Raw genomic sequence first — 21,731 nt, 5'->3', positions numbered from 1 at the left:
GAATGACGACTGTATTATTAACCGGGTTTGAACCATTTGAAGGCGAAAGCATTAACCCGTCCTTAGAAGCTGTAAAAACTTTAGACGGTGTTGCTGTTGAAGACTACCGAATTATTGCTAAGCCTCTCCCTACTGTTTTTGGTGAATCACTCTCAAAGCTTCATACTTATATAGAAGAAATAAGTCCCTCCATCGTCATTTGCGTTGGACAAGCAGGCGGCCGAGAAGGTTTAACGGTAGAACGCGTAGCCATTAATGTAGACGATGCACGCATTCCTGATAACATCGGCCAGCAGCCTATTGATCGTCCTATTATCGAAAACGGCCCTGCTGCATACTTTTCGACACTGCCCATCAAAGCAGCTGTCGAAAGTCTGCGCCAAGCAGGCATTCCAAGCAGCGTCTCACAAACCGCTGGAACGTTTGTGTGTAACCATGTATTTTACGGACTCATGAACATGATTCAAAACTGTTCGATTAAAGGCGGATTTGTGCATATTCCATACCTTCCTGAACAAGCTGTCCATCACCCAGGGAAAGCGAGTATGTCGCTGGATTTGATTGTGCAGGGGCTGCTTAGCGTGGTGAAGACGACAATTTTGGTTAAAGAGGATATCTTAGTTTCAGGCGGAGCTACTCACTGAAGATGTAAACCAGTTCTTATCTAAAGAACTGGTTTTTTTTGTGACAATGACATTTCTATAAATAAATTCAAACAAACTATAAACACCTTCTCTTATAAACCGATATATAGTATGAACATATTCTATTAAAAAATTGATGTTCGACTATTATCATCCCTGTCCAGGTCGGGGCACTTCTTGTATACAAGGATGTAATCAAGAAGTAAAACCATTATACGGAGGTAAGGAAAATGAGAATTAATCACAACATTACAGCTTTAAACACGTACCGTCAGTACAACACAGCTAACAATGCACAAGACGGCGTATCAATGATCCAAACTGGTGAAGGTGCATTAAACGAAACACACTCTATTTTACAACGTGTTCGTGAGTTAGCTGTCCAATCAAGTAGTGATACTAATACAGCAGATGACAGAGCGGAAATTCAAAAAGAAGTAAATGATTTAGTAAGCGAAGTAGATAGAATTTCTGGTGATACAGAATTTAACACTCAAAAACTGTTAAATGGTGAGGGCGGAACCAGCGGAACTTTTACGTTTCAAATTGGTGCAAACAAAGATCAAACCATCGATGTGACATTTGCTAGTATGAAAGCCAGTGACTTAGGGATTGACGGCCTTGACTTAGGAACAGATGCAAGTACTTCTTCTACTGCAATCGAAACAATCGATGGAGCAATCAAAAAAGTATCTGATGAACGCGCTCAGCTTGGCGCTAAACAAAATCGTTTGGAGCATACTATTAACAACTTAAATGCTTCATCTGAAAACCTAACAGCATCTGAATCACGTATTCGTGATGTAGATATGGCGAGAGAAATGATGGAACAAACAAAGAATTCAATTCTATCTCAAGCTTCTCAAGCTATGCTATCTCAAGCTAACCAGCAGCCACAAAACGTACTTCAATTATTACGTTAACACAAAAAAGAGCTTTCCTAGGAAAGCTCTTTTTTGTGTTAACTATTTCTACATAAATATTTATAGGCTATTACTAGTAGATTCAGCTGTATCTCCTGCATTCTTACTCGGATTTACCAACGCATCCCACGTCTGAGGCCCTACGACGCCATCTGCTGTGTAACCGTTTTTCACTTGGAATTCTTTTACTGCTTGTTCCGTTTTCAGGCCAAAGAAACCATCTGGGTTAAGCCCTAGGGATTTTTGAACTGCTTTAACTTCTTCTCCCGCCGATCCTTTGCCAAGAGCAGCTACACTGCTAAGCGATAGAATTTGAGTTTTGTCTTCTTCTTTTGCCTTTGCTTGCTGCATTAAGCTAGCATATTCTTTTATCCTTTTTTCTTCTGCTAGACTCAATGTTTGCGTGTATTTGAAATTAGACATGATAAAAAAGAATCCTGCGACGATAATAATTGGAACTATTATTTTAATAAGATTTCTTACGACAGTCATTATACTCTCCTTTAAAATAAGTGTTTATTTGACTTTCCATGTTCCTTGTCTTCTAGGGTCAGCCCCTCCATAGATAACATTGTCTTTTTGATCAATAACGATAGCTTGTACGCCTCCATAATAGATAGAAGAGCTCTTCTCTTCTACGTCATAGCCCATTCTCTCTAATTCCTCTCTTACACTTGTAGGGTATTGGAACTCGGTATAAAGATGATTGTTTTCTATCGAGAATCTAGGTGCATCAATCGCGTCCTGTAAAGATTCCTTAAATAAAAGATGGCGCACTAAAACTTCCGTAAGCATCATCGGTATTCTGCTTCCTCCTGGTGTACCTATTCCAATAACCTCGTTATCTTTTCGAAGAATAGTAGGTGCTGTAAACGTTCGTGAACGTTTTCCAGGCTCATAATAGTTAAGAGAACTCTTTATGTTATTGAAATTATTTAGATTATTATTAAGGAAAAATCCTTCTACATTTTCTCCCGAGCCAAAAAAGTTGCTTAATGTATTTGTAACGGATACAACCATTCCGTCTTTGTCTGTTACAACAAAGTGAGTTGTACTAATATGCTCTTCTTCAAGATCGTTTCCTTTAAGCTGATACTTTTCAGACAGCTTATTCAGGGAAACATCTTGTGCTAGCTCTCTAGAATATTCTTTGTCCGTTAACTCTTTCTCATCTATTTCAGAGAAAGCAGGATCTCCAATATGCTTAACGCGATCACTATTTGCCCGGTTCGTTATTTCAGAAGTTACATGCGTAAAAAGTGCTGTATCTTCTTCTGTCTTTTCAATGTGTAATATTTCAGCCATTTGCAGAGATTGTATTAACGTAATTCCTGCAAACGGAGGAGGTGCAGAAATAACATCGTATCCAGCAAACTCTCCTTGAACGGGTTCTCTTTCTTCAACAGAATACTTTTCTAAATCTGATTTCTGTATTCCTGGAACTTCATCCGCTATTTCTTCTGCAAGTTTTCCATTGTAAAACACGTCTGGACCTTTTTCTTTAATTAGCTCAAGCGTCTCTCCAAGCTCAGGTTGTTTGAGTTTTTCACCTTCCTCAATAGGTTGGTTCCCTGGAAAGAAGTTAGGAATTTCATCTTCCGATAGACGATATTGTGCTCCTTTTAGACGCTCTGCAAGCTGCTGTCCGACTGGAAAACCATCATTAGCTAATTTAATAGCTGGCTCTATTAACTGATCCATCTTTTTACTTCCGTATTTTTCGTGGACCGTTTCCATCCCTTTTACAAATCCAGGCACACCTATCCCTTCTTCGGAATCTCCCCCTGAAGTAGGACTGGTTTCTCTGTAATCAAAAAAAGCCGGCTTGTCTGATTGGTTGCCAGGAAGGATAAGCATCCCTCCTCCTCCGCCAATACCAGACCCATAAGGTTCTACGACCCCTAAAGCATAAGAAACGGCAATAGCAGCATCTACGGCATTTCCGCCTTCTTCTAACACATCCATTCCGACTTCAACAGCTATCGGATTTGAAGAGCTTACACCGTATCCTCCGGAAGAATGATTAATCTCCTTGCTAGACTCAAATTTATTAATTTTTTTATAGAGCTTGTTATCTGTTTCACTATTAAACTGCTGTACAATTGCGTAACCGCCGACTAGCAGAACTGCAAGAAAGATCAGCGAGTACATCCATTTTCTTTTCATTTCTTCAGTTAACCCCTTTTTTTACTACCCGAGAGTGGTCGACTGTAAATACCAACTTATTATTTTCTTCTTTGATTGCAAGTGATTTTGAAGAACTTTTAGTCAGACGTTTGAAGATTTTTTCTTTATAGTACGTATCCCACTTTCCTAACGGAGTCGGCGTAGCTTCTTTTATAAGTACAGGTGTAATTTCAAAACGAGCTGTTCCGTCTTTCTTTAACTTATACTGAACAAGTGCGCTCTCCCTTGATGCTGACCATCCTTGGTCGAAGACAAAATTCCCTAAGCTGTAAAAGATAACGGTATTTTTATAGACATCCACAGATTGCAAAACATGAGGATGGTGGCCAAGAATGATATCGGCCCCTGAATCTGCCATTGCTTTGGCTAATCCTTCTTGTCTAGGAGAAGGAGTCGTGTCATACTCTTGCCCCCAGTGCGCATGCACCACAACTAAATCAGCATTCTCTTTTGCTTCTTCAATTAGTGGAATAAAAATTTCCGGTTTAGCAGGAAGTATGCCTGGATTATTTTGATTAGCTGCTGAATCAGCAACATATGCATCCGTGAAACCAAGTGTAGCTATCTTAACTCCGTTAACTGTTTGATAGTTAATTTTACTAGCGTCTTTAATATTTTTTCCAATTCCCACAAAGTCCAAGTCTGACTTATTAAACGTCTTTATTGTATCGTTTAATCCGTTTTCCAAATAATCCATCGAGTGATTATTTGCTACATTCAAAACAGACAGATTAAGATTCTTCAGAGTTTTCACGGATTGTGCGTCGGTTTGCAAGTGAATATACTTTTCCTGCTCTGCGTACTTTTTGCTAAGCGTAACTGGATGTTCAAAATTCCCTGTTGAATAGTCCGCTTTTTCAAAATAAGGCTTCACGTATCGAAATAAATTATCTTGTCCATAACGGTTAGCCACTTTTTCTACATTACGTCCAAACATGATATCTCCAACCATTGTTGCATTAAGCAATGTATCATCTGTTGTGTTATTTTCAATCGCTTCACTTGGTTTGCTTAGCAAAATGGTTCCGTACATAAAAATCACAAGGATAAATAAAGTAATCCATACATGTTTATCCGTTTTCTTCTTCGTTACTTTTATAAATTTCAATAACTTTTCTTTAAAATCCAATTTTCTATCCATCAAATCACCCTAAATAAAAAAGTTATATACAAACATTAAGCTGAATGTAGCACCGCTTATTAATAGCGTGCTTCCCATCGTCATTGCCAGCCCCTGCTTTTGAATCGTGTTCGCAATTAACCCAGGGACAATGACGCCAATTCCGCGAAACTCGTAAATTTCAAAAGGCATAACGGGATAAAAATAGTCAAATATTAGCTTCAGCGAAATTCCCACCACTAACATCGCAGCGAATTTACGACGGCCATATAAAATCACAAATCTTCCAATACCATGTTTTACGATAACGTAGGTTAATAGACTAATAATTAATACCATGACTAAGAAAACCGGCTGATCGAAAATCAAACCAATATAACCTGGAACAACCAACCCTGCTGGAATAATTCCTGTTTTTTCTGTAAAAATTAAACTTAAAATAACTCCTAAAACTAATGCTACGTATAAATCTGAGCCAAACATTCAATTTCCTCCTAGACAACTTCCTCGATATGTTCATATTCCTTCATTACTTCAATTAGTGGTTCAGCAGCACCATGTATATTTCCTACTCCGTAAATCATTCGATTATGTAATTCAGGTCTTAACTTATTAAATATCTCTTCTGTACTATGACCTTCTAAATCCCAAATTTCTTTTACTGGAATCTTTCCTTCATTGTAGGCATCCATGATAGGGCTTGTTGTTTCTCCAATCAATACTAAAATATCAGTTTTAATATATGGTAAAACATCTCTCGCGAATTGCTCTGTACGATCTACACGATCAGGACGGCAATTCATAATAACGATAGGTGAATCTACTGAATAACCAATCTCCCCTACCCTCTCCCAAATACGCAATGTGGAAGCGGCATCATTTGCAGCAAATCCGTTTACTAGGAATGCAGGTGCCTTAGGGTTACCAAACTTGGTAATTCTCATTGCACCAGGATCTGGATGAGCATTTAACATTCCTCTAAAAGCAATTTCTTCAGGAATATCTAATGCTTCCGCTACGGCTAAAGCAAGGGATGCGTTATCTGGGAATACCATATAATCGAATTTTCTTAAGAACTCATCTGTAATCCTTGAATTATCAGCTACAATCACTTTCGTTCTTCTCTTTGCAGCAACTGTTTTAAAATATTCAAGGTAAGGACCATCGACTGTAATTAAATGTCCTTTGTAAGGAATCGTTGCTAGAAATGCTTCAGCTACCTCGTCTAATGTCGGACCCATAACATCCATATGATCCTCTAATACATTTACAATGACACCGATATTAGCTTGAATCATTTTTTCTTGGAAAGTAATTTGATAGTCTGGATTTACAGCCATACATTCACTTACCAATGCCTCAGCTTCTAACCTTGCAGCTTCTTTTACTACGCGCCTTTGCTCCCCGATATTTGGTCCTTCAGGTCTTCTGACAATTGGCTTTTCTTCATCTGTAAACCAATAAATCATTCTGGCTGACGTTCCTGTAGTTTTCCCTACAGTTTTATATCCAGCCTCCGTTACAATACCGGTTATTAATCTAGTAACCGTTGATTTCCCGCGAATTCCATTAATGTTAATCCTTACAGGAATAGAATCAATATTTTTTTGATGTTTAATCTGCTCCCATGCTCCATAAGCAAGGACTAGAAACAAACAGATTAAAATAACACTGAGCACCATTAAACCGTTTCCTCCTTATTTACGCCGACTTTTGTCGGTATAAGTATGTTAGACCATTAAAAAATAATTATAATTACGCCCTATTTTTCAATTTTTTTACTCAACTTTTATAGTTAATCATACCTAGATAAGTTTATCAACAGGAGAATTAAATGTAATTTATGTTATTTAATAGAAATTGAAGCACTTTAAATGTAACTAACTTTATGGATCTTACTATTAGATAAGAAATAATCTCCTAGTGGATTGCCAATGTACTTATTTTCTACTTTCCCATAGGTAAGAGCTCTTCTTTTGTCCAAAATAATATTCGGTAACATTAGCCGTACAACTCAACCTAATTTAACCAAGCCATAAACTTTCGAATCAAATATAGAAATGCACCTCCTTTATGCCTTATTAATTGGTAAAATAAAACATACACTTACCTACGTAAAGGAGGAACTCAATGAATCCCCAAAGAAAAAACCTTTATCTATTTTCTAGAGGCTCTTTTCAGATACTGACTATTTTACTTTTTTCTCACCGCTTTTTACACGGATGTTCCGAGAGAATGTATTGCTTTATGTCATGTTTTCTTTGATTATTCTCTTCGTTGATTTCATTATTGAATATATTCTCATCAAAAAACGAGGATCCCACCCCAAAAGCTACATGGCTTTTTTTCAAACCATTTGTATGCCGGTGAACGTGTTTCTCTTATGTTTATTTTACTGTGCAAGCTAAAAAGCATCTATCACTAAAGATAGATGCTTTTTATTTTTATATCCAACACTTTGTAAGATATATCTAACAAAACGTTAGATATTTAACATGCTCGATAACTGTTTAGCAACAATCGCTCCTTGACCGGCTGAAGAGCTGATACTAGAAAACAAGGGAGTCGTGCACGCGTCCCCAATTGCATAAATGGCTGGATTGCTGCTTTGATGCACTTCATTAATGACGATGAGCCCGCTTTGTGTAGTAGTGACTTTTTCTTTAATGAGTTCAACATTGGGCGCTATGCCCAGTCTAATCAGCACTGCGTCTACTGATAAGTTCTCGCATTCACTGTTTTTACTTTTTAAATCGATCGATGTGACATGATGCTTTCCGTGGATAGCCGTCACTTCGGTATCTGTTATCACCTTAATACCAGGATCGGAAAGAACTTTTTCAACGTATTGCTCTCTTGCTTTGAAATGCGTAGAACGATGAATCAGATATACTTCTTTTGCTTTTGATGCTAAAAGATGTGCTCCTTCAAAAGCCCGGTCTCCTCCGCCAATGAGAGCAACCATTTTACCTTTTAACCGTTCGCCGTCTGCTGAAGCAGAGTATACTTCTCCTCGGTCAATCATCTGCTGCTCACCGGGTACTCCCAGCTTTCGCTGACTAGAACCCGTGGCTAAAATGAGATACGTATAGCAGATTTCCTGTTCTTTAGCTTGCTTCTTAACTTTCACAGTTTTGGAACGTTCATCAATGAAAAGTACTTTTGTATTTACTTCATATAGGCAGTCCATCTCAACAAAGTGCTTCACCATTTCACGCTGCATTTCTATTCCGTTCTTTGTACGCATTCCAGGGTAGTCAATAATTTCATTAAAGATGTTAAACAGCTGACCTCCTAATTGTGACTGTTCTTCAAGAAGCAAACAGTCAATCCCCAGCCTCTTGCACCATATAGCAGCTGAAATGCCGGCCGGTCCTCCACCAATAATTAGTACATCAACGTGTCGCATACAACTTACCTCGCTTCTACTTCTCAGCTTCTATCACTACATTTGTCTCTGTAAAAGAGATAAAAATTCTCCTCGAACCTCTGGCTTTTCCATAAATGTTCCTCGAACGGATGAAGTTGCTGTAGAAGCTGAAGATTTTTTGATTCCTCTTCCGCACATGCACATATGCTTCGCTTCAATAATCACCATAACTCCTTTCGGCTCTAACACCTCTTCGATTGCATCTGCAATTTCATTTGTTAGACGTTCTTGAACTTGAAATCTCTTTGCATATCCTTCTACCGTACGAGCGATTTTAGATAGACCTGTAATTTTTTTATCCGGTATATATCCAACGTGGGCAACACCAAAGAACGGCGCAAAGTGATGTTCACACATTGAGTGAAATTCAATGTCTCGTATCAATACCAGTTCATTGTGATTTACATCGAATGTTTTTTCCAAATGAGCTTTTGGATCTTCTCGGTAGCCTTCCGTGTATTCTAAAAATGCCTTTAATACTCGGTACGGCGTCTCTTCAAGGCCATCTCTTTCAGGGTTATCTCCGCATAAATCGATCAGTTCTTTCACCGCATTCATAAATGTGTCAGCTTGACCTATTTTTTTATCTATTTCAGTTGAATTCGTGCCTAATGTTTCTAAAAATTTTTGAGCAATTAAATTTTGTGTACTAAGTGTCATATTTCTATTTCCTCTTCCCTTTTCAGTTACTTTTTCATCTTAGTCGATACTTTGGCCATCGCTACTACAAAAAAGCGATTCAAAGCCTATTGCGCATAGCGGTCGACTAAATAAGTATCCTTGCATATGCACACAGCCATTTTCAAGCAGAAAATCTTTTTGATATTCTAGCTCGACGCCTTCTGCAATTACGTTTAAATTTAAGCTTTGAGATAAGCTGATAATTGCTTGTATAATTTTACGGTTGCTGTCATCTTCGTTCATATCCATAATAAAGGATCGATCGATTTTTAAACAATCTATAGGTAAATTTTTCAAATAACTTAACGAAGAATAACCTGTACCAAAATCATCGATAGAAATTGATATACCATATTCTTTTAGTTCATGTAAAGCTTTAATTGTTTCTTGTGTATTAATAAGCAGTGTACTTTCAGTGATTTCCATTTCAAAACTTCCTGGGTTAAGTTTATACGAAGAGAGAGCAGCTTTGACCTCGTGAACTAATAAAGATGAGTCTTGAAATTGGCGTGGTGAAAAATTCATAGCCAATGTTAATTCTTGATTGAACATTTTATTCCACTTGCTGATTTGACAGCAGGCTATATTCATCACACTTTCCCATAACGAATGAATCAAACCCGCCTCTTCTGCTATACAAATAAATACCTCAGGCGAAACAAAACCAAGCTCTTCATCGTGCCAGCGCACAAGAGCTTCTACTCCCGTTATAATATTGTGTCTAGCATCCACTTTGGGCTGATAGTATACCTCAATAGTCTCTTTTTGAATAGCTTTGCGCAAACGTTTTTCAATCTGCATTTTTTCAGTTTGCTTTTCATTTAATAACTCATGGTAAATCATGACTTTGTTGCCTCCCTGCCTTTTAGAAGCATACATTGCCATGTCAGCATACGTAATGAGTGTATCCAGATTTGTAGAATGCTCCGGATAAAAACTTAATCCGCTGCTTATACTTACAACTATTTCATCACTTTCGATATAGCAAGGCTGCTGAACATCTAAAATAATTTTCCGAGCAAGCTTTTCAACCTCTACAGGTGGAAAATCACTGAATAAAACTACAAATTCATCTCCCCCTGCCTTGTCAGAAAGCTATTGTATGGAGGCAGGCAAGCTTTAATTCTATTAGCTACAAGCAGTATCAGCTGGTCACCTTTTGAATGTCCCAATGTATCATTAATGTCTTTAAACCGGTCTATATCCATAAACAGTACGGCTACATGTTTAATTGATTTTTGCTCAGATTCCATTAAACGCTTATTGAGTTCTTCTTTGAAATACCTTCTATTAGGCAGTCCTGTTAAAAAATCGTGATACGCATGAAATTCACTTTCTTCTTTGCTGCTTTTCAAATCATCTAAATAGGTTTTCAAGAAATGTGATAAATGATTAATATTTTCGATAAGCCCCCCAGTTCATCCCTTCTTCTTACAGTCGATATTTCACCGAAATTCCCTTTCGCAATATAATTCACGTGCTCTACCAAATTTTTAATAGGGCGTGTAATAGACGTAGAAAAGATGATGCTGACGATCAGTACAAGGATGATAAAAGGGAGAGACAGAAGCAGATGCTTTACTAATTCATCATGAAGCTCTGTTTCAATCAAATCATAATCATAGACGACCCCTATTACATAGGAAGCAGATTTTTCTTCCTTAATTGGTACAAATGTTTTCAGTACTTTTTTCTTGTTGATTTCTGAAATATAGCTTTTTGACATTCCTGTTTTCAAGACATTTTTAATGAATGCTTTATCACGATTCGTATTTTGATATGTATATGTTCCATACCAAATTGGCTGATCTTTCATTTTTACATATCTATTTCCATTTAAATAGACGCTTTGATTTTGTTTTCCAAAATTATTGGGATTAAACACTGTTAATTCAAGAACACCATCTAAACTCTTCGTAAAGCGATTCATAACATTAGTAGGACCAAATTTTTTTTCGATATCTATTACATTCTTATCACGAAAATAAGGATTAATAATATAGTTAGTGGAACCATCATAATAATATCCCCATTTATCAATATGCTTTGGGTTACTAGAAGCTACTTCAATTGGACCGCTCCAAAAGTTAAGCAGGACTACACCTTTTTTTGTAGTGACCGGTCTATTATCCAGAAGCTCCTGAAAAGACGTATACCAATACCCCCATTCTTTAGTAGATATATTGATTTCTTTTGAATCCGAGGACCTCACACCAATAATGTCATCTCCTCTAGGAGCTAATAATGTAATATGAGATACTCTAAGCTGCTTTGCTAGCTCTGTAAGCCGCTCGTTACTTACATCCTGATATTTAGAAGGAAGAGAACGTTGTATAGCAATTGAAGCTGTTCTTAACTCTTGTGCCATTCTATCTTCCATATACAAAGCGCTGTTTTTAGAATTTTCTACTTCATATGCAATTTCTTCCGTTACAAGAGTAATTTCTTTTTGATTAAAATCGATTAATCTATTTTTAGATCTAATGTAATGTAGTGTGTTATTTGCTAGTAAAATACACAATACCAGCAAAGTAAAAAACAGAGATATTTTTTTCTTTATAGACACAAGTGCTGGCCTCCCATTGGTACCAAAACGCTCTTATATTTTTAAATATAATAAATTTCTTTGTGTATCGGTATATTTATTCTAATTTTCACAAAATAATCACCTTATGCAAAAAACCAACCGTATCGGTTGGTTACTCTCAAAAAACAATATGTAAAATAATTCAATATAAAAACTTTTATTTACACAGATAGAATAATTTTATATTCTTATAATATTCTATCTGTTTTCTCAAAAATATCAATGTATAAAATTTGTCTTTTTCGTAAAATTAACTTTTTTTAAAGATGCGAAGGTACCATGAAACTATCCTCTTTTCAACACATTTATATTAAATTTCCTAAGTCACTTAAAGGGACTTTTTCTCTTTTCCAGACGACGATATCAATGGAATCCCTTAGTTCTTTAAGCTGTAAGCTGTCTAAAGTACTGATATGCCTTTTTATACAGCTGAAAGAATCCTCTATGCTCTCAGAACCCAGCTCTTTTATTTCCCAACTTAAAAGAACAGCGGGGTGCACCTTAAGGGCTTTAGCCAGCTTTTCGACTACATCAATTGTTGGATTAATACAAATATCACGTTCGATATTGCTTAAGTAAGATTTAGCAATTTCCGCACGTTCTGCAAGCTGTGAAAGCGACAGCTTTTTCTGCATCCTTATTTCTTTCACACGACAACCAATCATTATTATTAAGCACTCTCCTTATTAAAATGTAGATTTAGCTTAAAGAACACTGTTAATAGTTGTAAGTGAAACTTGTAATAATATTGCGCCTTTATTTTATTGTGAGTTAAAAATCAAATAGATTATGCTGATGAATGAAGATGGCTTACCTTTATTGAACAGTTTGAAATTGACCTTCTAATAATTTATGAAACGCACCTTCTTCTTCATAAGCAAGTTGATCAAAGCTTCCTTTTTGAATCACTTTTCCTTCTTCTAACACAAGAACCTGATCCGCAGCTTGTATAGTAGACAGCCTGTGAGCTACAACAACAATCGTTACTTTCCCTTTTAGCCGGTCGATTGACTCTTTAATCTTATTCTCATTATTAGTATCTAAGGCGCTTGTGGCCTCATCTAAAATCAGGAGAGCTGGTTTTTTTAGGATTGCTCTTGCCAAAACAAGCCTCTGGCGTTCTCCGCCGGATATCTTCATTCCTCTATCTCCAATAACAGTATCTAGACCCTGAGGCAAATTCTCTACAAATTGAGCTGCCATCGCAAATTCTAATGCTTCCCATAATTCTCTTTCACTAGCCTGTGCATTGACCGTCAGCAAATTCTCTCTCACGCTAGTGTTAAATAAGAAGGAGTCTTGGGGTACATAGCTGATGGCTTGTCTTAAAGACAGTAGAAGTTCATCTTTAAGCGGCTGACCATTTACAAGCACCTCTCCCCGTTCAGGAGAGTTTAGTCCCATTAATAAGTCAATAAGCGTACTTTTTCCTGCTCCAGAAGGACCTACGATAGCTGTCATTTGATTATGAGGAATAGTCAAGTTAATATCTTTTAAAACATAATTATGACTGTCTTTTTTGTAGCGAAAATAAACGCCTTTACACTCTATTTGTGGCTTTGTAACTAGTGAAAGTGCATCTGCTTGCTTAAATTCTTGTTCTTTAGAGCAGTCCTCTATGAGCTTCGTAACAGCCTGGCAAGCAGGAAGAGTCGCTGCTATTTGTTCAAAGTTTGACTGAATAGTAATAAACCTTGGCCATAGTCGAGAAAAGATAAGAATAATTAACAAAAGCTGCTCGCCTTGAGCGTGAAAAGCTTTTACGGATATAAATATAAATACTGTAATCAAAATAGCCGCACTCACTTTATATATTAGCTGAGAGCTTGACTTAAGCCTTACATATTCAATTTGTTCTGCATTCATTCTAGAAGTTAAAGAACGCAGCCAATCAATATAGCTATATTCCAATTTATTACTTTTAATATCTTTAATACCATTAAGCTGGTCTGTTATTCCAGCCATATAGTCTTCTCCTAATTGCGATGTTCTGCGTCCTAAGTTTCTAGATCTTTGTACGAACTTTCTTGAAAGATATCCTAGTATTAAGCCGAACAGCACGATAAAAAGAGTCATTTTAACAGACAGCCAGAGTGCAATAGCTAGTTGTATAACCATAAAAATAGTATTAGACAATAGCTGAAGGAAAAAATTAATTCCTCCTATAACCCGTGCTAACTCTGCAGTTAATAAATTGATAAGAGTTGATTTTCGTTTTCTTAAAAATAATGCCCACTTCGAATGCAGAAGCAAGCTGTAAATTTCAATTCTCAAGTCCCTGCTAAATTTTTCTCTAGCTTTGACATCTCGAATAGCTAAGCTTCTCTGAAGAAGGTTTTGCCCAACAATAATCACCACATAGATACATAAGATTAACGGTAAATACAGAGGCGGCGGCAATACGGTAAGAAAGTTGAACAGCTGACTAAGCTTGCTTGATCCAGCATTTGTCTCTATCACTCCTCCAATACTTAACAGTGGGATAATCAATAAGATGCCAAATCCCTCCATTAAACTAACGATTGCCATTCCTAAAACATTAAAATATATAATTTTCCCTGTGGAAGAATGCAATTTCTTTATATAATATAATAACGGTTCCAATATACGTTCTCCTGCCTCCTATCGGTTTGACCTATGGCTTATTCACCCCACCCGCGCGTAGTTCTTATATGCTAACCATTTGGCAAGAAAAGTTTAAAACAACACTGGCTTCTTTAGTTTTCTCCACGACCACAAAAATGGTCTTAGTAAGAAATATAAAAAATATAAACTTTTCGGTAGCCTAAAGGTTCGTTCGTCTAGAGGGTTGGGATAAAATGAAATAATGAAAAATTTACATTTTTGTCGTTTAGTTTTTATCGAGAATAAATAGTTTTTATAGGACTTTTCTAGATTTTTTGGCTGAGGATGAACATGTAATTGAACCATTTCCTTTATATAAGGGATTGCTTTTTTCGCTAATCGATTAACTCTCCTTGTATTTACAATATCCTGAAGCTCTTCATGTACCGGAGTTTGAAAAAGCAGAGTAGCTAGTTGAAACGCCTGCCCTACTAAGTGCTTTTGCTGATGCTTGATTGCCAGTGCCTTAAAACGTACATAGTTGATATCTTTGTTCCTTACCATTTGATCGATATCTTTTAACCAACGCAGACGAAACCAGCCGTGACGAGCCCCATGAGAAATTAAATACAGCAGCAAATCCTCTGTACCCATAAAAGATATAGGATGCTTGGTTAATTGACTTTCTCTTTTTCCGTTCCACAGTTCTTCAAACCTTGTTCTTTTCATTGAACGAGGGTGCAGTCGCCAATGAACTTCAACCTGAATCTTTTTTTCTGGATGATAATAGGCAATGTGGTGATGGCGCCATTTTATCTCATTTAACACAGTTGGTATTTCTTCCTTTTCATAGCCTAGACTGAGAAGAATATTTTCTGCTTTTTCGAGTTCTTCCTCTCTCACTAGAATATCTAAATCTTTAGACATCCTAAGAGAAATATTTTTAAACAGGTCGTAAGCGACTGGTGGCCCTTTTAAAAACAAAGTTTCAATATTATTTTCATTGAAGACCTTATCTAGTGCTTCCATTTCTCCACTCAACTGAAGCATCTTAAAGGTATTTTTTTTATATTCTTGAAGCAGTACTTCTATAACGTGCGATGGGACAGCATCAGGCGTATCTTTTAACCTTATATAAATTAAAGGACAAACTCGATGATGTTTTACTAGCTCAAGAAAATGATTCCAATCAAGCTCTTTTAAGGGTATGATTTCTTCAGATGTGTTCTCTTCTCTTAACAGCGTTAATAAAAAATGAAGCTCTTTGGACTGACTTATATCAATTATGGGTTGTTTGTCTATCATCGTTTTTCCTTTCGCTTTCCTTTATTATTTAAGGTTTTAGAGAAGTTCCCTACGACTGTAAACCTTTCCATTCCCTCTGATCCTGTTACGTATGTTGAGCCGCTTCGCAGCCAGGCATGTGCAATAAAATTCCCGTTTTCATCTTTTCCTGTACCCAAATACAGCGTACTTTCAATACGGCGCCTTTCTAGCATCTTCATACCTGCGAAGGCTTTTACGAGACATTGACTTTCCCAAAAAGTATATCTGCTCATTTGATAGATAGCTTTTGAAATATGCCTTAACGTTTTTGTTTCATAGCTATTTTCATCCATGCTGCTCTCTTTCATACGCTCGCCTAACATAGGTGTAACCTTTGAAAATGGCAATGCTTTAAGGATTCTTCCGTAAGCAAGATAATAAAAGGCTTCTATTAACAAAAGCTTTTGACTGGTATCTAAGCATAAAAATTTTTTAGCTTTTTTTATCAATTTCATTACAGCTACTCCAATATTATTCATATAAAATACACATAAAAATTTAGTCTTCCACAACCAGCTTAATCAAATTTTCTTGATACATGTTCTCTAAAAATGAAATAACTTCTTCTTCACATTTATCCGTTTGAACATCGTACTTTTTTACGATATGATTCACTAATTCGTTTACTTGTGTCGGTTTACTAATACTTTCCCAGATGTCTCCTCCAATTTCACCTAGGTTGTAGTACTTACCGTTTTCAATATTTAGCATAACTTTCTCATTTCCCATATCGCTTACGATATTTCCCTCACTCTGTGTCACAATATGCTTAGGTAGAATCTGGTCTGATTTAATCAATTAAATTCCCTTCTTTCACTATATTTAGTATTTTGGATACCGACTCATACGGCGTAAAGTTAGAAGAAGATCGCGTTACTTGAAACGTATTTACGCTTTTAAGAATCTCCGAAGAATAAATAAAATGCCACTCCTTTAATCCTAGTCTTTGCAGGAGTGAACCTCGAAACGTATGGTGAAGTAAAATCCGAAAGCCCTCTAATCCATTTGTTTGGCGGATTTCCACAGACTCACCACTCCCTTTTACGAGTTCAAAGATGCCTGCTAAAGGAATTGGTTGATTATAAAAGCTGTTTTTTACTGGCACTGAATATTTTGTTTCTCTTTCAAATAAAGGCTGATACTTTTTGGCATCAACACCGAATTCGTTTAGGCTTTCTTCCCATAGCTTTTGCTGAGGATATGTTGGTTGAACCATCGGAATACGGTCATTCGAAAATGTGACAGGAATTACGTCATCGCTTATGAGCTTATATCCTTTCTGGATAAAAGCTGACGCCAAGGTAGACTTTCCGGCTCCGGAATTGCCAATGATAGCATAAGCCCTTCCATTTATAGCTATTGCACTGCCGTGGAGAGGCAAAGTTTGCTGCTGCATTAAAATGACTCCCATACAAGTTCCCAGTATATATAGCCTCGCCTTAGCTTCATCAAAGTCATTAAGGGGTGCTACTACAATTTCTTTTCCGTTCTTTATAGAAAAAATGGCTAGACTGGGAACTTCAAAGGCTACGTAATGACTTCGGACCGTAAAGCCGTTTTTTTGATCTAATTCAATTTTGTCTAGTGATAAGTCTGAAAGTTTAATAGAAACGTCTATATGATCACCTGGAAAAACTGGACGATTTAATTCTGGCAAAGGCAGCTCACTCAAAATATTTAGCCCAAAAGCATCGTAAGTATATTTTTTTTTGATACTAATCATTGATTTCACTCCAGATGTTATTAATTTTTTGAAAAGCCCTCATACAACTTAATGTGTATAAGGGCAATTGTTGTCTATAATCATTTATTCAAATTAGCTGTAGTGAACTGTTTCGTCTGGATCTGGCTGTACCGCATCAGGAATACTAGTTCCTGGACCGGCCATAGTCATATTTACATCAAGTACTTCTAGTACTGGCTTCTTCCACTCTTTTTTCATAGTTTCACCCCCTTTCAAAGAAACTTATTTATAAATCTATACACTATTAAGCTTCGCATCAAAATTTTAAAGTCAGTGCTGAATACAGATTGTGGCTGAGGATTATCTCTTAAGCTTTCCACAGCGGCTTGTATTAAGTTAATATCAAAATATTCAGCTATAAAATCAGACTTCTTCACTTTTTCCATTTCATTCATAAAAAGGTTCCAGTGTGGTATCATACGCTGAATGCCATCGGCTCCTTGCAAGCCTCTTGTCCTTTGGTTAAGCCTTATATCATCTGGAAGAAGATTCTTAGTCGCTCTTCTGATCAAAGACCTGTCTTGGCCATTTTGTACAAATTGCGTTTCAGGAACCGACAAGCAAAAGCGAATAACTCTTAAATCGTTTGTCGGATCACGATCCCACAAAGAATGATGTAAAGAAAGCTTTGTTGTATATGTACCGTTAATACTCCAATAATACGGCTGTAAAAATTGAGTTTTCTTTATTTCATAAGCACTTTTAGTAAGTAATCCGTTCGTATTTATGTCATGTTCTTTTAATCTGGCATATACATCAAATCTCTGTGCAAAATCAGGATTAATGATAGGAGGATAAGGTGTACCCTGCCTTGATGAGATGAGCGAATGCAACCTTGGAAAAGCTTTTTTCGCTACTACAGGAAGAACACGAGATCTTCCTACTCCTAAATTCCTGCTATACAAACGCAGCTCTCGAAAGAATTTAGCTAGATTTCCCTTCTTTAAAAGCTGTGCCTGATAATCTAGCGCAGGCCCCCAGGAGATTGTCCAATTTCCCCTCTGCCCATTTAGTAAAACTCCTACTCCTTTTTTAGAGGCTTGTTCATAAATACCTTTAAGCCAAAAGCTGTTTTCAAAGAATTTGTAAGGTGTTTCTAATATTTCGAGCCATTCATCAATTTCGGAAAAAGGACTTTTTTCTTCAAAATCAAAGTAATTATCTTCTATATTACCTATGTAATTGACAGTTGATTCGATAAAGGGCTTTTCATTTGCCACTCTGCTTTTAGGCGACCAATCCTCAAACTCATTTATTGGGATATAGCTAAATGTATGTAATTTTTTGTTTTCTTTATAAAGAGATTTAGAAGCAAAACCAGCTACTGATCCTGAGTCCAATCCTCCGCTTAAGTGAGCGCCGACCTGTAATCGCGTTCTTAGCTTAGAATCCACGGCTTGCTGAAACACTTCGCGAAATGCTTCTTCGTACTCTTCGTTTGACTTTAGCTTCAGCTTTTTCTCTTCTTGCACTATACAATACCTTTTCACTTCAAGCCGCTTATGACAAACGGTTATTGTATGGGAAGGCGGTATTTGTTGAATTTCCTTATAAACAGTTGAAGCAGCATCCGTTGACTCAAATGTTATTGGAATGGCTAAAAATTCTGCAAGCCACTCTTCATTTAAAGATTTTTTTATATAAGGTAATGAAAATAACGGATTAATAGCGGTGCAAAAAGCCATGCTTGTAGCATTTTTGAAAAAATATAGAGTACGGTTTCCTGAAAAATCCCTTGCTCCAAATAACTTTTGCTTTTTCTCATCCCAAATTACAAAAGCAAAGTCTCCCACTAGAAATTTGGGGGCTTCCTCTCCCCATTTATGATAAGCAAGCAAAATCAATTCACTATCTGTAATTTTCGTTTTATAGATATCCTTGATTTGCAACTGATCTACCAATTCTTCACGATTATCAATAATCGCATCTGCGGTAATAGCTAATTGCTTCTCATAGTCATAATAAGGTAATTTTTCTCCAACAGATTCTGACGTAATCCATTGAGTATGGCTCAAAAGTGCAACACTTCCTTTTTTCCATACCTGTATGTCATCAGCTGGATATTTGGATAAAGCTTGAAGAACGTTAGCTACCTCTTCATGAGATACGGGATTGTTATTGAAATGGTAAATTCCAGCTATTGCACTCATATTTTCTCCTCTCACGACTTCTTTGTTCTTTATTAAGAACGAAGATAACCACTACACCCTGTTATTTGTCATATATATCTAATCAAACTTTGTTTTTAATTCTTTTTTACTAAATAATCACCAAGTAATGACTATTATAGAGAACTAATACCAAAAAGTAAACCTCAATAAAGAACATTTTCCGATAAATATCCACTAATTAGTGCAAATGTCGTGTTAAGTCAGATGTTGATCTTAATTAAGAACAAAGCTTTCTTATACTCTTACATTATTTAGAGAAACCGTTTAACTACTTAACAATCAGCGAGCACCTTTATTACTTCTTCATTGATAAGCTTTTTGTATATGGAATAATTTAACACGACCTTGTCCACACTATACTTATCTGTTTTTCGTAGATACGTACCATTTTTGTAGATAGGAGGAAGGCCTATTGAACGCAGAAAGCTGATGACGTTTCACGCAGGAGCGATGTTTAAAGTAGCCATTACCTATTACGCAACGGCGATGACCACCAGCATGAGGCTTGATATTGTCGGGTACTGTGAAGCGTGCATTTTAAGAGACTTAAAAGTAGCGGGGCGCTGCAGCGAAGTAATGATTAAAAACGGCTGGATTGAAAAGCCTCCTGAAGCAAGCGACTGCAAACAAATGTAAATTTTTCATGGTAATCCTTGACCTGAAACGCGTTTCATACTTTATGCTTTGTTTATCCCCATCAGCCGGCGTGACACAAACGGTGGCGTTACGGCTGGTATTTTATCCATAAAAAAATCCGGTATGTTCACCGGATTTTTTTGATGTATTCCTACATATTCATTTCTTTTTTATACGCCACGTACGAATACAGATAAGGAACCGCTACGCAAAGAACGATACTAACCCACATGATAACTGACTTGTATCCCTCAGGTAAAAAAGCGCTAATAAGAATTAGCAGTCCGCCAATAAAAAAGAGCTTTCCAGATAAACGATGCGTCTTTTTCCATACGGTTTCATTGCTTAGCGTCCATGGTGTACGAATCCCCATAAAATAGTTCGAGCGCACGCGCTGCAAATAGTTTCCGATAATGATAAAAACGAGTCCAGCCATAATTGGAGCAATGTACGACATCGGCACGTTATAGCCAAGCCCCTGTAAAATGGTACTCATATTTATAAAAAAGAATAATAGCAGTACGGCGTTTAACACGATGTTATACGTTTTTGAAAAGTACTTATAATTTTCTTTACGCGGGTCAATTCGTGGAACAAATGCGATGATAAAATAAATAAGTACCATGATTCCTACTGTTAAGATCATTGCATTTATCTTCGTTGCAAATCCGTCTGCTTCTCCATTTGCTCCCCAGTGGATGGGCATCGTAGCTGGAAGGTGCGGCAGTGCAAACAGCCATACCGCCAGTGTTAAAAGGGTAATACCTAAAGGAAATACATGCTTTTTCATTTAATTATCTCCTTTCTGAAAGCTGAAAAACCAGCCGATTAAATCTTGAAAAACGGTTGTATTTAATGAATAAATCACAAACTGCCCTCTTTTTTCATCTTGAACGAGGTCCGCTTGCTTCAAGATTTTTAAATGATTTGAGATGCTTGGTTTGGTCATATTAAAATACTCGGAAATTTCTCCTGCGGTTAAATCCCGCTCTTTCAGCAGCTCTAAAATCTTTCTGCGAGTGGGATCCGCTAAAGCTTTAAACGTTTCATTCAATTGAAGTTCATCTCCATCATATTTAAGTATTTAGATAATTATCTAAATATTAAACTATAAAATATAATATGTCAATATTTTGAAAAGAGAACGCATTTGACTCATTTTTTTGTTGCTTCAAAGCAGTCCATGCATACAAACTGCGCTTCTTGATGTAGGAAAGCTTTAATTTCGGTCATGCCTCTTTTACTTGGATACTTCATCCGCATCCATACTTCTTCATTCGGCTGAATTTCTTTTTGACAAACATAACATCGCTCTTTTATTCCAAACATCGTATCCCTCCGTCCCTTTTTATATCTATACGTTTTACTAACCAAAAGGTTTCATAAAAAAGAGCCTGAGACATAACCAAATCAACCCCATCTAAAGAAAAACAAATGAGAGGAATGAGCTGAACCGCTTGTGACACCGCTGGTAATTTCCATGCAAGACTTCGCTTTCCGCGGGCGGCCGGTGAGCCTCCTCGTCGTTTGCGCTCCTGCGGGGTCTCACCTGTTCCGCTTTTCCCGCAGGAGTCTTCGTCTTGCCCTCCAATCACCAGCTAGAAGCAACTACGGACATGAAGCCTGCGTTTACTCTACCAATAAAAAAATCCGAACGAGTCGGATTCTCTCTCAAGAATCTCAATTCATCGTTCGGATCTTCCTTCAACTAAAATAC

24 protein-coding genes and 1 pseudogene are annotated in these 21,731 nt (G+C 36.9%); 3 read left to right on the top strand and 22 right to left on the bottom strand.

The window, feature by feature from the left end; translation table 11 throughout:
* Window positions 1–2: 2 nt before the first annotated feature.
* Together pcp and Q5794_RS05770 are read left to right on the top strand one after the other, a co-directional pair.
* The gene (pcp, locus tag Q5794_RS05775; protein ID WP_374988822.1) at window positions 3–644 is read left to right on the top strand and encodes a pyroglutamyl-peptidase I; all 642 of its coding nucleotides are present in this window, start codon (window positions 3–5) and stop codon (window positions 642–644) included.
* A gap of 230 nt (window positions 645–874) precedes the next feature.
* Window positions 875–1,567, top strand: coding sequence for a flagellin (locus Q5794_RS05770; RefSeq protein ID WP_374988821.1), 693 nt, complete (start codon window positions 875–877; stop codon window positions 1,565–1,567).
* Window positions 1,568–1,627: 60 nt separating this feature from the next.
* Here the strand turns inward: Q5794_RS05770 and Q5794_RS05765 are convergent, their stop codons facing one another.
* The 18 genes and pseudogenes from Q5794_RS05765 to Q5794_RS05680 all read right to left on the bottom strand — a co-directional run bounded on the left by Q5794_RS05765 (window position 1,628) and on the right by Q5794_RS05680 (window position 19,357).
* A complete protein-coding gene (locus Q5794_RS05765; RefSeq protein ID WP_374988820.1) occupies window positions 1,628–2,059 on the bottom strand; it encodes a peptidoglycan-binding protein in 432 nt (143 codons plus the stop codon).
* 24 nt (window positions 2,060–2,083) lie between these two features.
* The gene (ggt, locus tag Q5794_RS05760) at window positions 2,084–3,733 is read right to left on the bottom strand and encodes a gamma-glutamyltransferase (RefSeq protein WP_374988819.1); all 1,650 of its coding nucleotides are present in this window, start codon (window positions 3,731–3,733) and stop codon (window positions 2,084–2,086) included.
* Window positions 3,734–3,737: 4 nt separating this feature from the next.
* Entirely contained in the window at window positions 3,738–4,895 is a 1,158-nt protein-coding gene (locus tag Q5794_RS05755; RefSeq protein ID WP_374988818.1) for a CapA family protein, read from the bottom strand.
* Window positions 4,896–4,904: 9 nt separating this feature from the next.
* The gene (pgsC, locus tag Q5794_RS05750; RefSeq protein ID WP_098534743.1) at window positions 4,905–5,357 is read right to left on the bottom strand and encodes a poly-gamma-glutamate biosynthesis protein PgsC; all 453 of its coding nucleotides are present in this window, start codon (window positions 5,355–5,357) and stop codon (window positions 4,905–4,907) included.
* An 11-nt stretch (window positions 5,358–5,368) separates the two neighbouring features.
* Complete coding sequence (pgsB, locus tag Q5794_RS05745; RefSeq protein WP_374988817.1) at window positions 5,369–6,556, bottom strand: poly-gamma-glutamate synthase PgsB; 1,188 nt, start codon at window positions 6,554–6,556, stop codon at window positions 5,369–5,371.
* An 800-nt stretch (window positions 6,557–7,356) separates the two neighbouring features.
* Window positions 7,357–8,283 carry an NAD(P)/FAD-dependent oxidoreductase gene (locus tag Q5794_RS05740; RefSeq protein ID WP_374988816.1) on the bottom strand — a complete coding sequence of 309 codons (927 nt, stop codon included), beginning with the start codon at window positions 8,281–8,283 and terminating at the stop codon, window positions 7,357–7,359.
* 36 nt (window positions 8,284–8,319) lie between these two features.
* The gene (gene folE, locus Q5794_RS05735) at window positions 8,320–8,964 is read right to left on the bottom strand and encodes a GTP cyclohydrolase I FolE (RefSeq protein WP_029324984.1); all 645 of its coding nucleotides are present in this window, start codon (window positions 8,962–8,964) and stop codon (window positions 8,320–8,322) included.
* A gap of 39 nt (window positions 8,965–9,003) precedes the next feature.
* A complete protein-coding gene (locus tag Q5794_RS05730) occupies window positions 9,004–9,828 on the bottom strand; it encodes a putative bifunctional diguanylate cyclase/phosphodiesterase (protein ID WP_374989198.1) in 825 nt (274 codons plus the stop codon).
* Between the two features lie 63 nt (window positions 9,829–9,891).
* Window positions 9,892–10,340, bottom strand: a pseudogene (locus Q5794_RS05725) (diguanylate cyclase domain-containing protein); the annotation flags it as partial.
* Between the two features lie 17 nt (window positions 10,341–10,357).
* Window positions 10,358–11,551, bottom strand: a complete 1,194-nt coding sequence (locus tag Q5794_RS05720; RefSeq protein WP_374988815.1) for a HAMP domain-containing protein — start codon at window positions 11,549–11,551, stop codon at window positions 10,358–10,360.
* A gap of 326 nt (window positions 11,552–11,877) precedes the next feature.
* Window positions 11,878–12,237, bottom strand: a complete 360-nt coding sequence (locus tag Q5794_RS05715; RefSeq protein ID WP_374988814.1) for a helix-turn-helix domain-containing protein — start codon at window positions 12,235–12,237, stop codon at window positions 11,878–11,880.
* A 151-nt stretch (window positions 12,238–12,388) separates the two neighbouring features.
* Entirely contained in the window at window positions 12,389–14,176 is a 1,788-nt protein-coding gene (locus Q5794_RS05710; protein WP_374988813.1) for an ABC transporter ATP-binding protein, read from the bottom strand.
* A 93-nt stretch (window positions 14,177–14,269) separates the two neighbouring features.
* Window positions 14,270–15,442, bottom strand: coding sequence for a nucleotidyltransferase family protein (locus tag Q5794_RS05705; RefSeq protein ID WP_374988812.1), 1,173 nt, complete (start codon window positions 15,440–15,442; stop codon window positions 14,270–14,272).
* Window positions 15,439–15,918, bottom strand: coding sequence for a lasso peptide biosynthesis B2 protein (locus tag Q5794_RS05700; RefSeq protein WP_374988811.1), 480 nt, complete (start codon window positions 15,916–15,918; stop codon window positions 15,439–15,441). The genes Q5794_RS05705 and Q5794_RS05700 overlap by 4 nt, the downstream gene beginning before the upstream one ends.
* Before the next feature lie 43 nt (window positions 15,919–15,961).
* Window positions 15,962–16,261, bottom strand: coding sequence for a lasso peptide biosynthesis PqqD family chaperone (locus Q5794_RS05695; RefSeq protein WP_374988810.1), 300 nt, complete (start codon window positions 16,259–16,261; stop codon window positions 15,962–15,964).
* Window positions 16,254–17,186 carry an aldolase gene (locus Q5794_RS05690; RefSeq protein WP_374988809.1) on the bottom strand — a complete coding sequence of 311 codons (933 nt, stop codon included), beginning with the start codon at window positions 17,184–17,186 and terminating at the stop codon, window positions 16,254–16,256. The genes Q5794_RS05695 and Q5794_RS05690 overlap by 8 nt, the downstream gene beginning before the upstream one ends.
* Before the next feature lie 93 nt (window positions 17,187–17,279).
* Window positions 17,280–17,405 carry a paeninodin family lasso peptide gene (locus tag Q5794_RS05685; protein ID WP_014461234.1) on the bottom strand — a complete coding sequence of 42 codons (126 nt, stop codon included), beginning with the start codon at window positions 17,403–17,405 and terminating at the stop codon, window positions 17,280–17,282.
* A gap of 14 nt (window positions 17,406–17,419) precedes the next feature.
* Complete coding sequence (locus tag Q5794_RS05680) at window positions 17,420–19,357, bottom strand: asparagine synthase-related protein (protein WP_374988808.1); 1,938 nt, start codon at window positions 19,355–19,357, stop codon at window positions 17,420–17,422.
* Window positions 19,358–19,807: 450 nt separating this feature from the next.
* Between Q5794_RS05680 and Q5794_RS05675 the strand changes: the two genes are divergently transcribed.
* Complete coding sequence (locus Q5794_RS05675) at window positions 19,808–20,014, top strand: DUF3231 family protein (protein ID WP_374988807.1); 207 nt, start codon at window positions 19,808–19,810, stop codon at window positions 20,012–20,014.
* A 151-nt stretch (window positions 20,015–20,165) separates the two neighbouring features.
* On the opposite strand, the gene Q5794_RS05670 is transcribed toward Q5794_RS05675, so the two are convergent.
* From Q5794_RS05670 to Q5794_RS05655, 4 genes are all read right to left on the bottom strand, one after another.
* Window positions 20,166–20,804, bottom strand: coding sequence for an SdpI family protein (locus Q5794_RS05670; RefSeq protein ID WP_374988806.1), 639 nt, complete (start codon window positions 20,802–20,804; stop codon window positions 20,166–20,168).
* On the bottom strand, window positions 20,805–21,068 hold the full coding sequence (locus Q5794_RS05665; protein WP_374988805.1) for an autorepressor SdpR family transcription factor: 264 nt from the start codon (window positions 21,066–21,068) through the stop codon (window positions 20,805–20,807).
* 101 nt (window positions 21,069–21,169) lie between these two features.
* On the bottom strand, window positions 21,170–21,343 hold the full coding sequence (locus tag Q5794_RS05660) for a Fe3+ hydroxamate ABC transporter substrate-binding protein (RefSeq protein ID WP_328244469.1): 174 nt from the start codon (window positions 21,341–21,343) through the stop codon (window positions 21,170–21,172).
* Window positions 21,331–21,609, bottom strand: a complete 279-nt coding sequence (locus Q5794_RS05655) for a hypothetical protein (RefSeq protein WP_374988804.1) — start codon at window positions 21,607–21,609, stop codon at window positions 21,331–21,333. Before Q5794_RS05655 ends, Q5794_RS05660 begins: the two co-directional genes overlap by 13 nt.
* Window positions 21,610–21,731: the final 122 nt, after the last annotated feature.

This window comes from Priestia megaterium, from assembly GCF_041941685.1.
Taxonomy (GTDB): domain Bacteria; phylum Bacillota; class Bacilli; order Bacillales; family Bacillaceae_H; genus Priestia; species Priestia megaterium_C.
This window is presented reverse-complemented; position numbering and strand designations above follow the sequence as displayed.

What these genes read in the sequence shown, in the direction of transcription:
- Q5794_RS05685 (WP_014461234.1), bottom strand. Translation starts at nt 17,405, where the DNA reads ATGAAAAAAGAGTGGAAGAAGCCAGTACTAGAAGTACTTGATGTAAAT.
- pgsB (WP_374988817.1), bottom strand. Translation starts at nt 6,556, where the DNA reads ATGGTGCTCAGTGTTATTTTAATCTGTTTGTTTCTAGTCCTTGCTTAT.
- Q5794_RS05765 (WP_374988820.1), bottom strand. Translation starts at nt 2,059, where the DNA reads ATGACTGTCGTAAGAAATCTTATTAAAATAATAGTTCCAATTATTATC.
- folE (WP_029324984.1), bottom strand. Translation starts at nt 8,964, where the DNA reads ATGACACTTAGTACACAAAATTTAATTGCTCAAAAATTTTTAGAAACA.
- Q5794_RS05730 (WP_374989198.1), bottom strand. Translation starts at nt 9,828, where the DNA reads ATGATTTACCATGAGTTATTAAATGAAAAGCAAACTGAAAAAATGCAG.
- Q5794_RS05770 (WP_374988821.1), top strand. Translation starts at nt 875, where the DNA reads ATGAGAATTAATCACAACATTACAGCTTTAAACACGTACCGTCAGTAC.
- Q5794_RS05660 (WP_328244469.1), bottom strand. Translation starts at nt 21,343, where the DNA reads ATGTTTGGAATAAAAGAGCGATGTTATGTTTGTCAAAAAGAAATTCAG.
- Q5794_RS05700 (WP_374988811.1), bottom strand. Translation starts at nt 15,918, where the DNA reads ATGAAATTGATAAAAAAAGCTAAAAAATTTTTATGCTTAGATACCAGT.
- ggt (WP_374988819.1), bottom strand. Translation starts at nt 3,733, where the DNA reads ATGAAAAGAAAATGGATGTACTCGCTGATCTTTCTTGCAGTTCTGCTA.
- Q5794_RS05705 (WP_374988812.1), bottom strand. Translation starts at nt 15,442, where the DNA reads ATGATAGACAAACAACCCATAATTGATATAAGTCAGTCCAAAGAGCTT.
- Q5794_RS05755 (WP_374988818.1), bottom strand. Translation starts at nt 4,895, where the DNA reads ATGGATAGAAAATTGGATTTTAAAGAAAAGTTATTGAAATTTATAAAA.
- Q5794_RS05740 (WP_374988816.1), bottom strand. Translation starts at nt 8,283, where the DNA reads ATGCGACACGTTGATGTACTAATTATTGGTGGAGGACCGGCCGGCATT.
- Q5794_RS05675 (WP_374988807.1), top strand. Translation starts at nt 19,808, where the DNA reads ATGACGTTTCACGCAGGAGCGATGTTTAAAGTAGCCATTACCTATTAC.
- Q5794_RS05715 (WP_374988814.1), bottom strand. Translation starts at nt 12,237, where the DNA reads ATGATTGGTTGTCGTGTGAAAGAAATAAGGATGCAGAAAAAGCTGTCG.
- Q5794_RS05670 (WP_374988806.1), bottom strand. Translation starts at nt 20,804, where the DNA reads ATGAAAAAGCATGTATTTCCTTTAGGTATTACCCTTTTAACACTGGCG.
- Q5794_RS05680 (WP_374988808.1), bottom strand. Translation starts at nt 19,357, where the DNA reads ATGAGTGCAATAGCTGGAATTTACCATTTCAATAACAATCCCGTATCT.
- pcp (WP_374988822.1), top strand. Translation starts at nt 3, where the DNA reads ATGACGACTGTATTATTAACCGGGTTTGAACCATTTGAAGGCGAAAGC.
- pgsC (WP_098534743.1), bottom strand. Translation starts at nt 5,357, where the DNA reads ATGTTTGGCTCAGATTTATACGTAGCATTAGTTTTAGGAGTTATTTTA.
- Q5794_RS05690 (WP_374988809.1), bottom strand. Translation starts at nt 17,186, where the DNA reads ATGATTAGTATCAAAAAAAAATATACTTACGATGCTTTTGGGCTAAAT.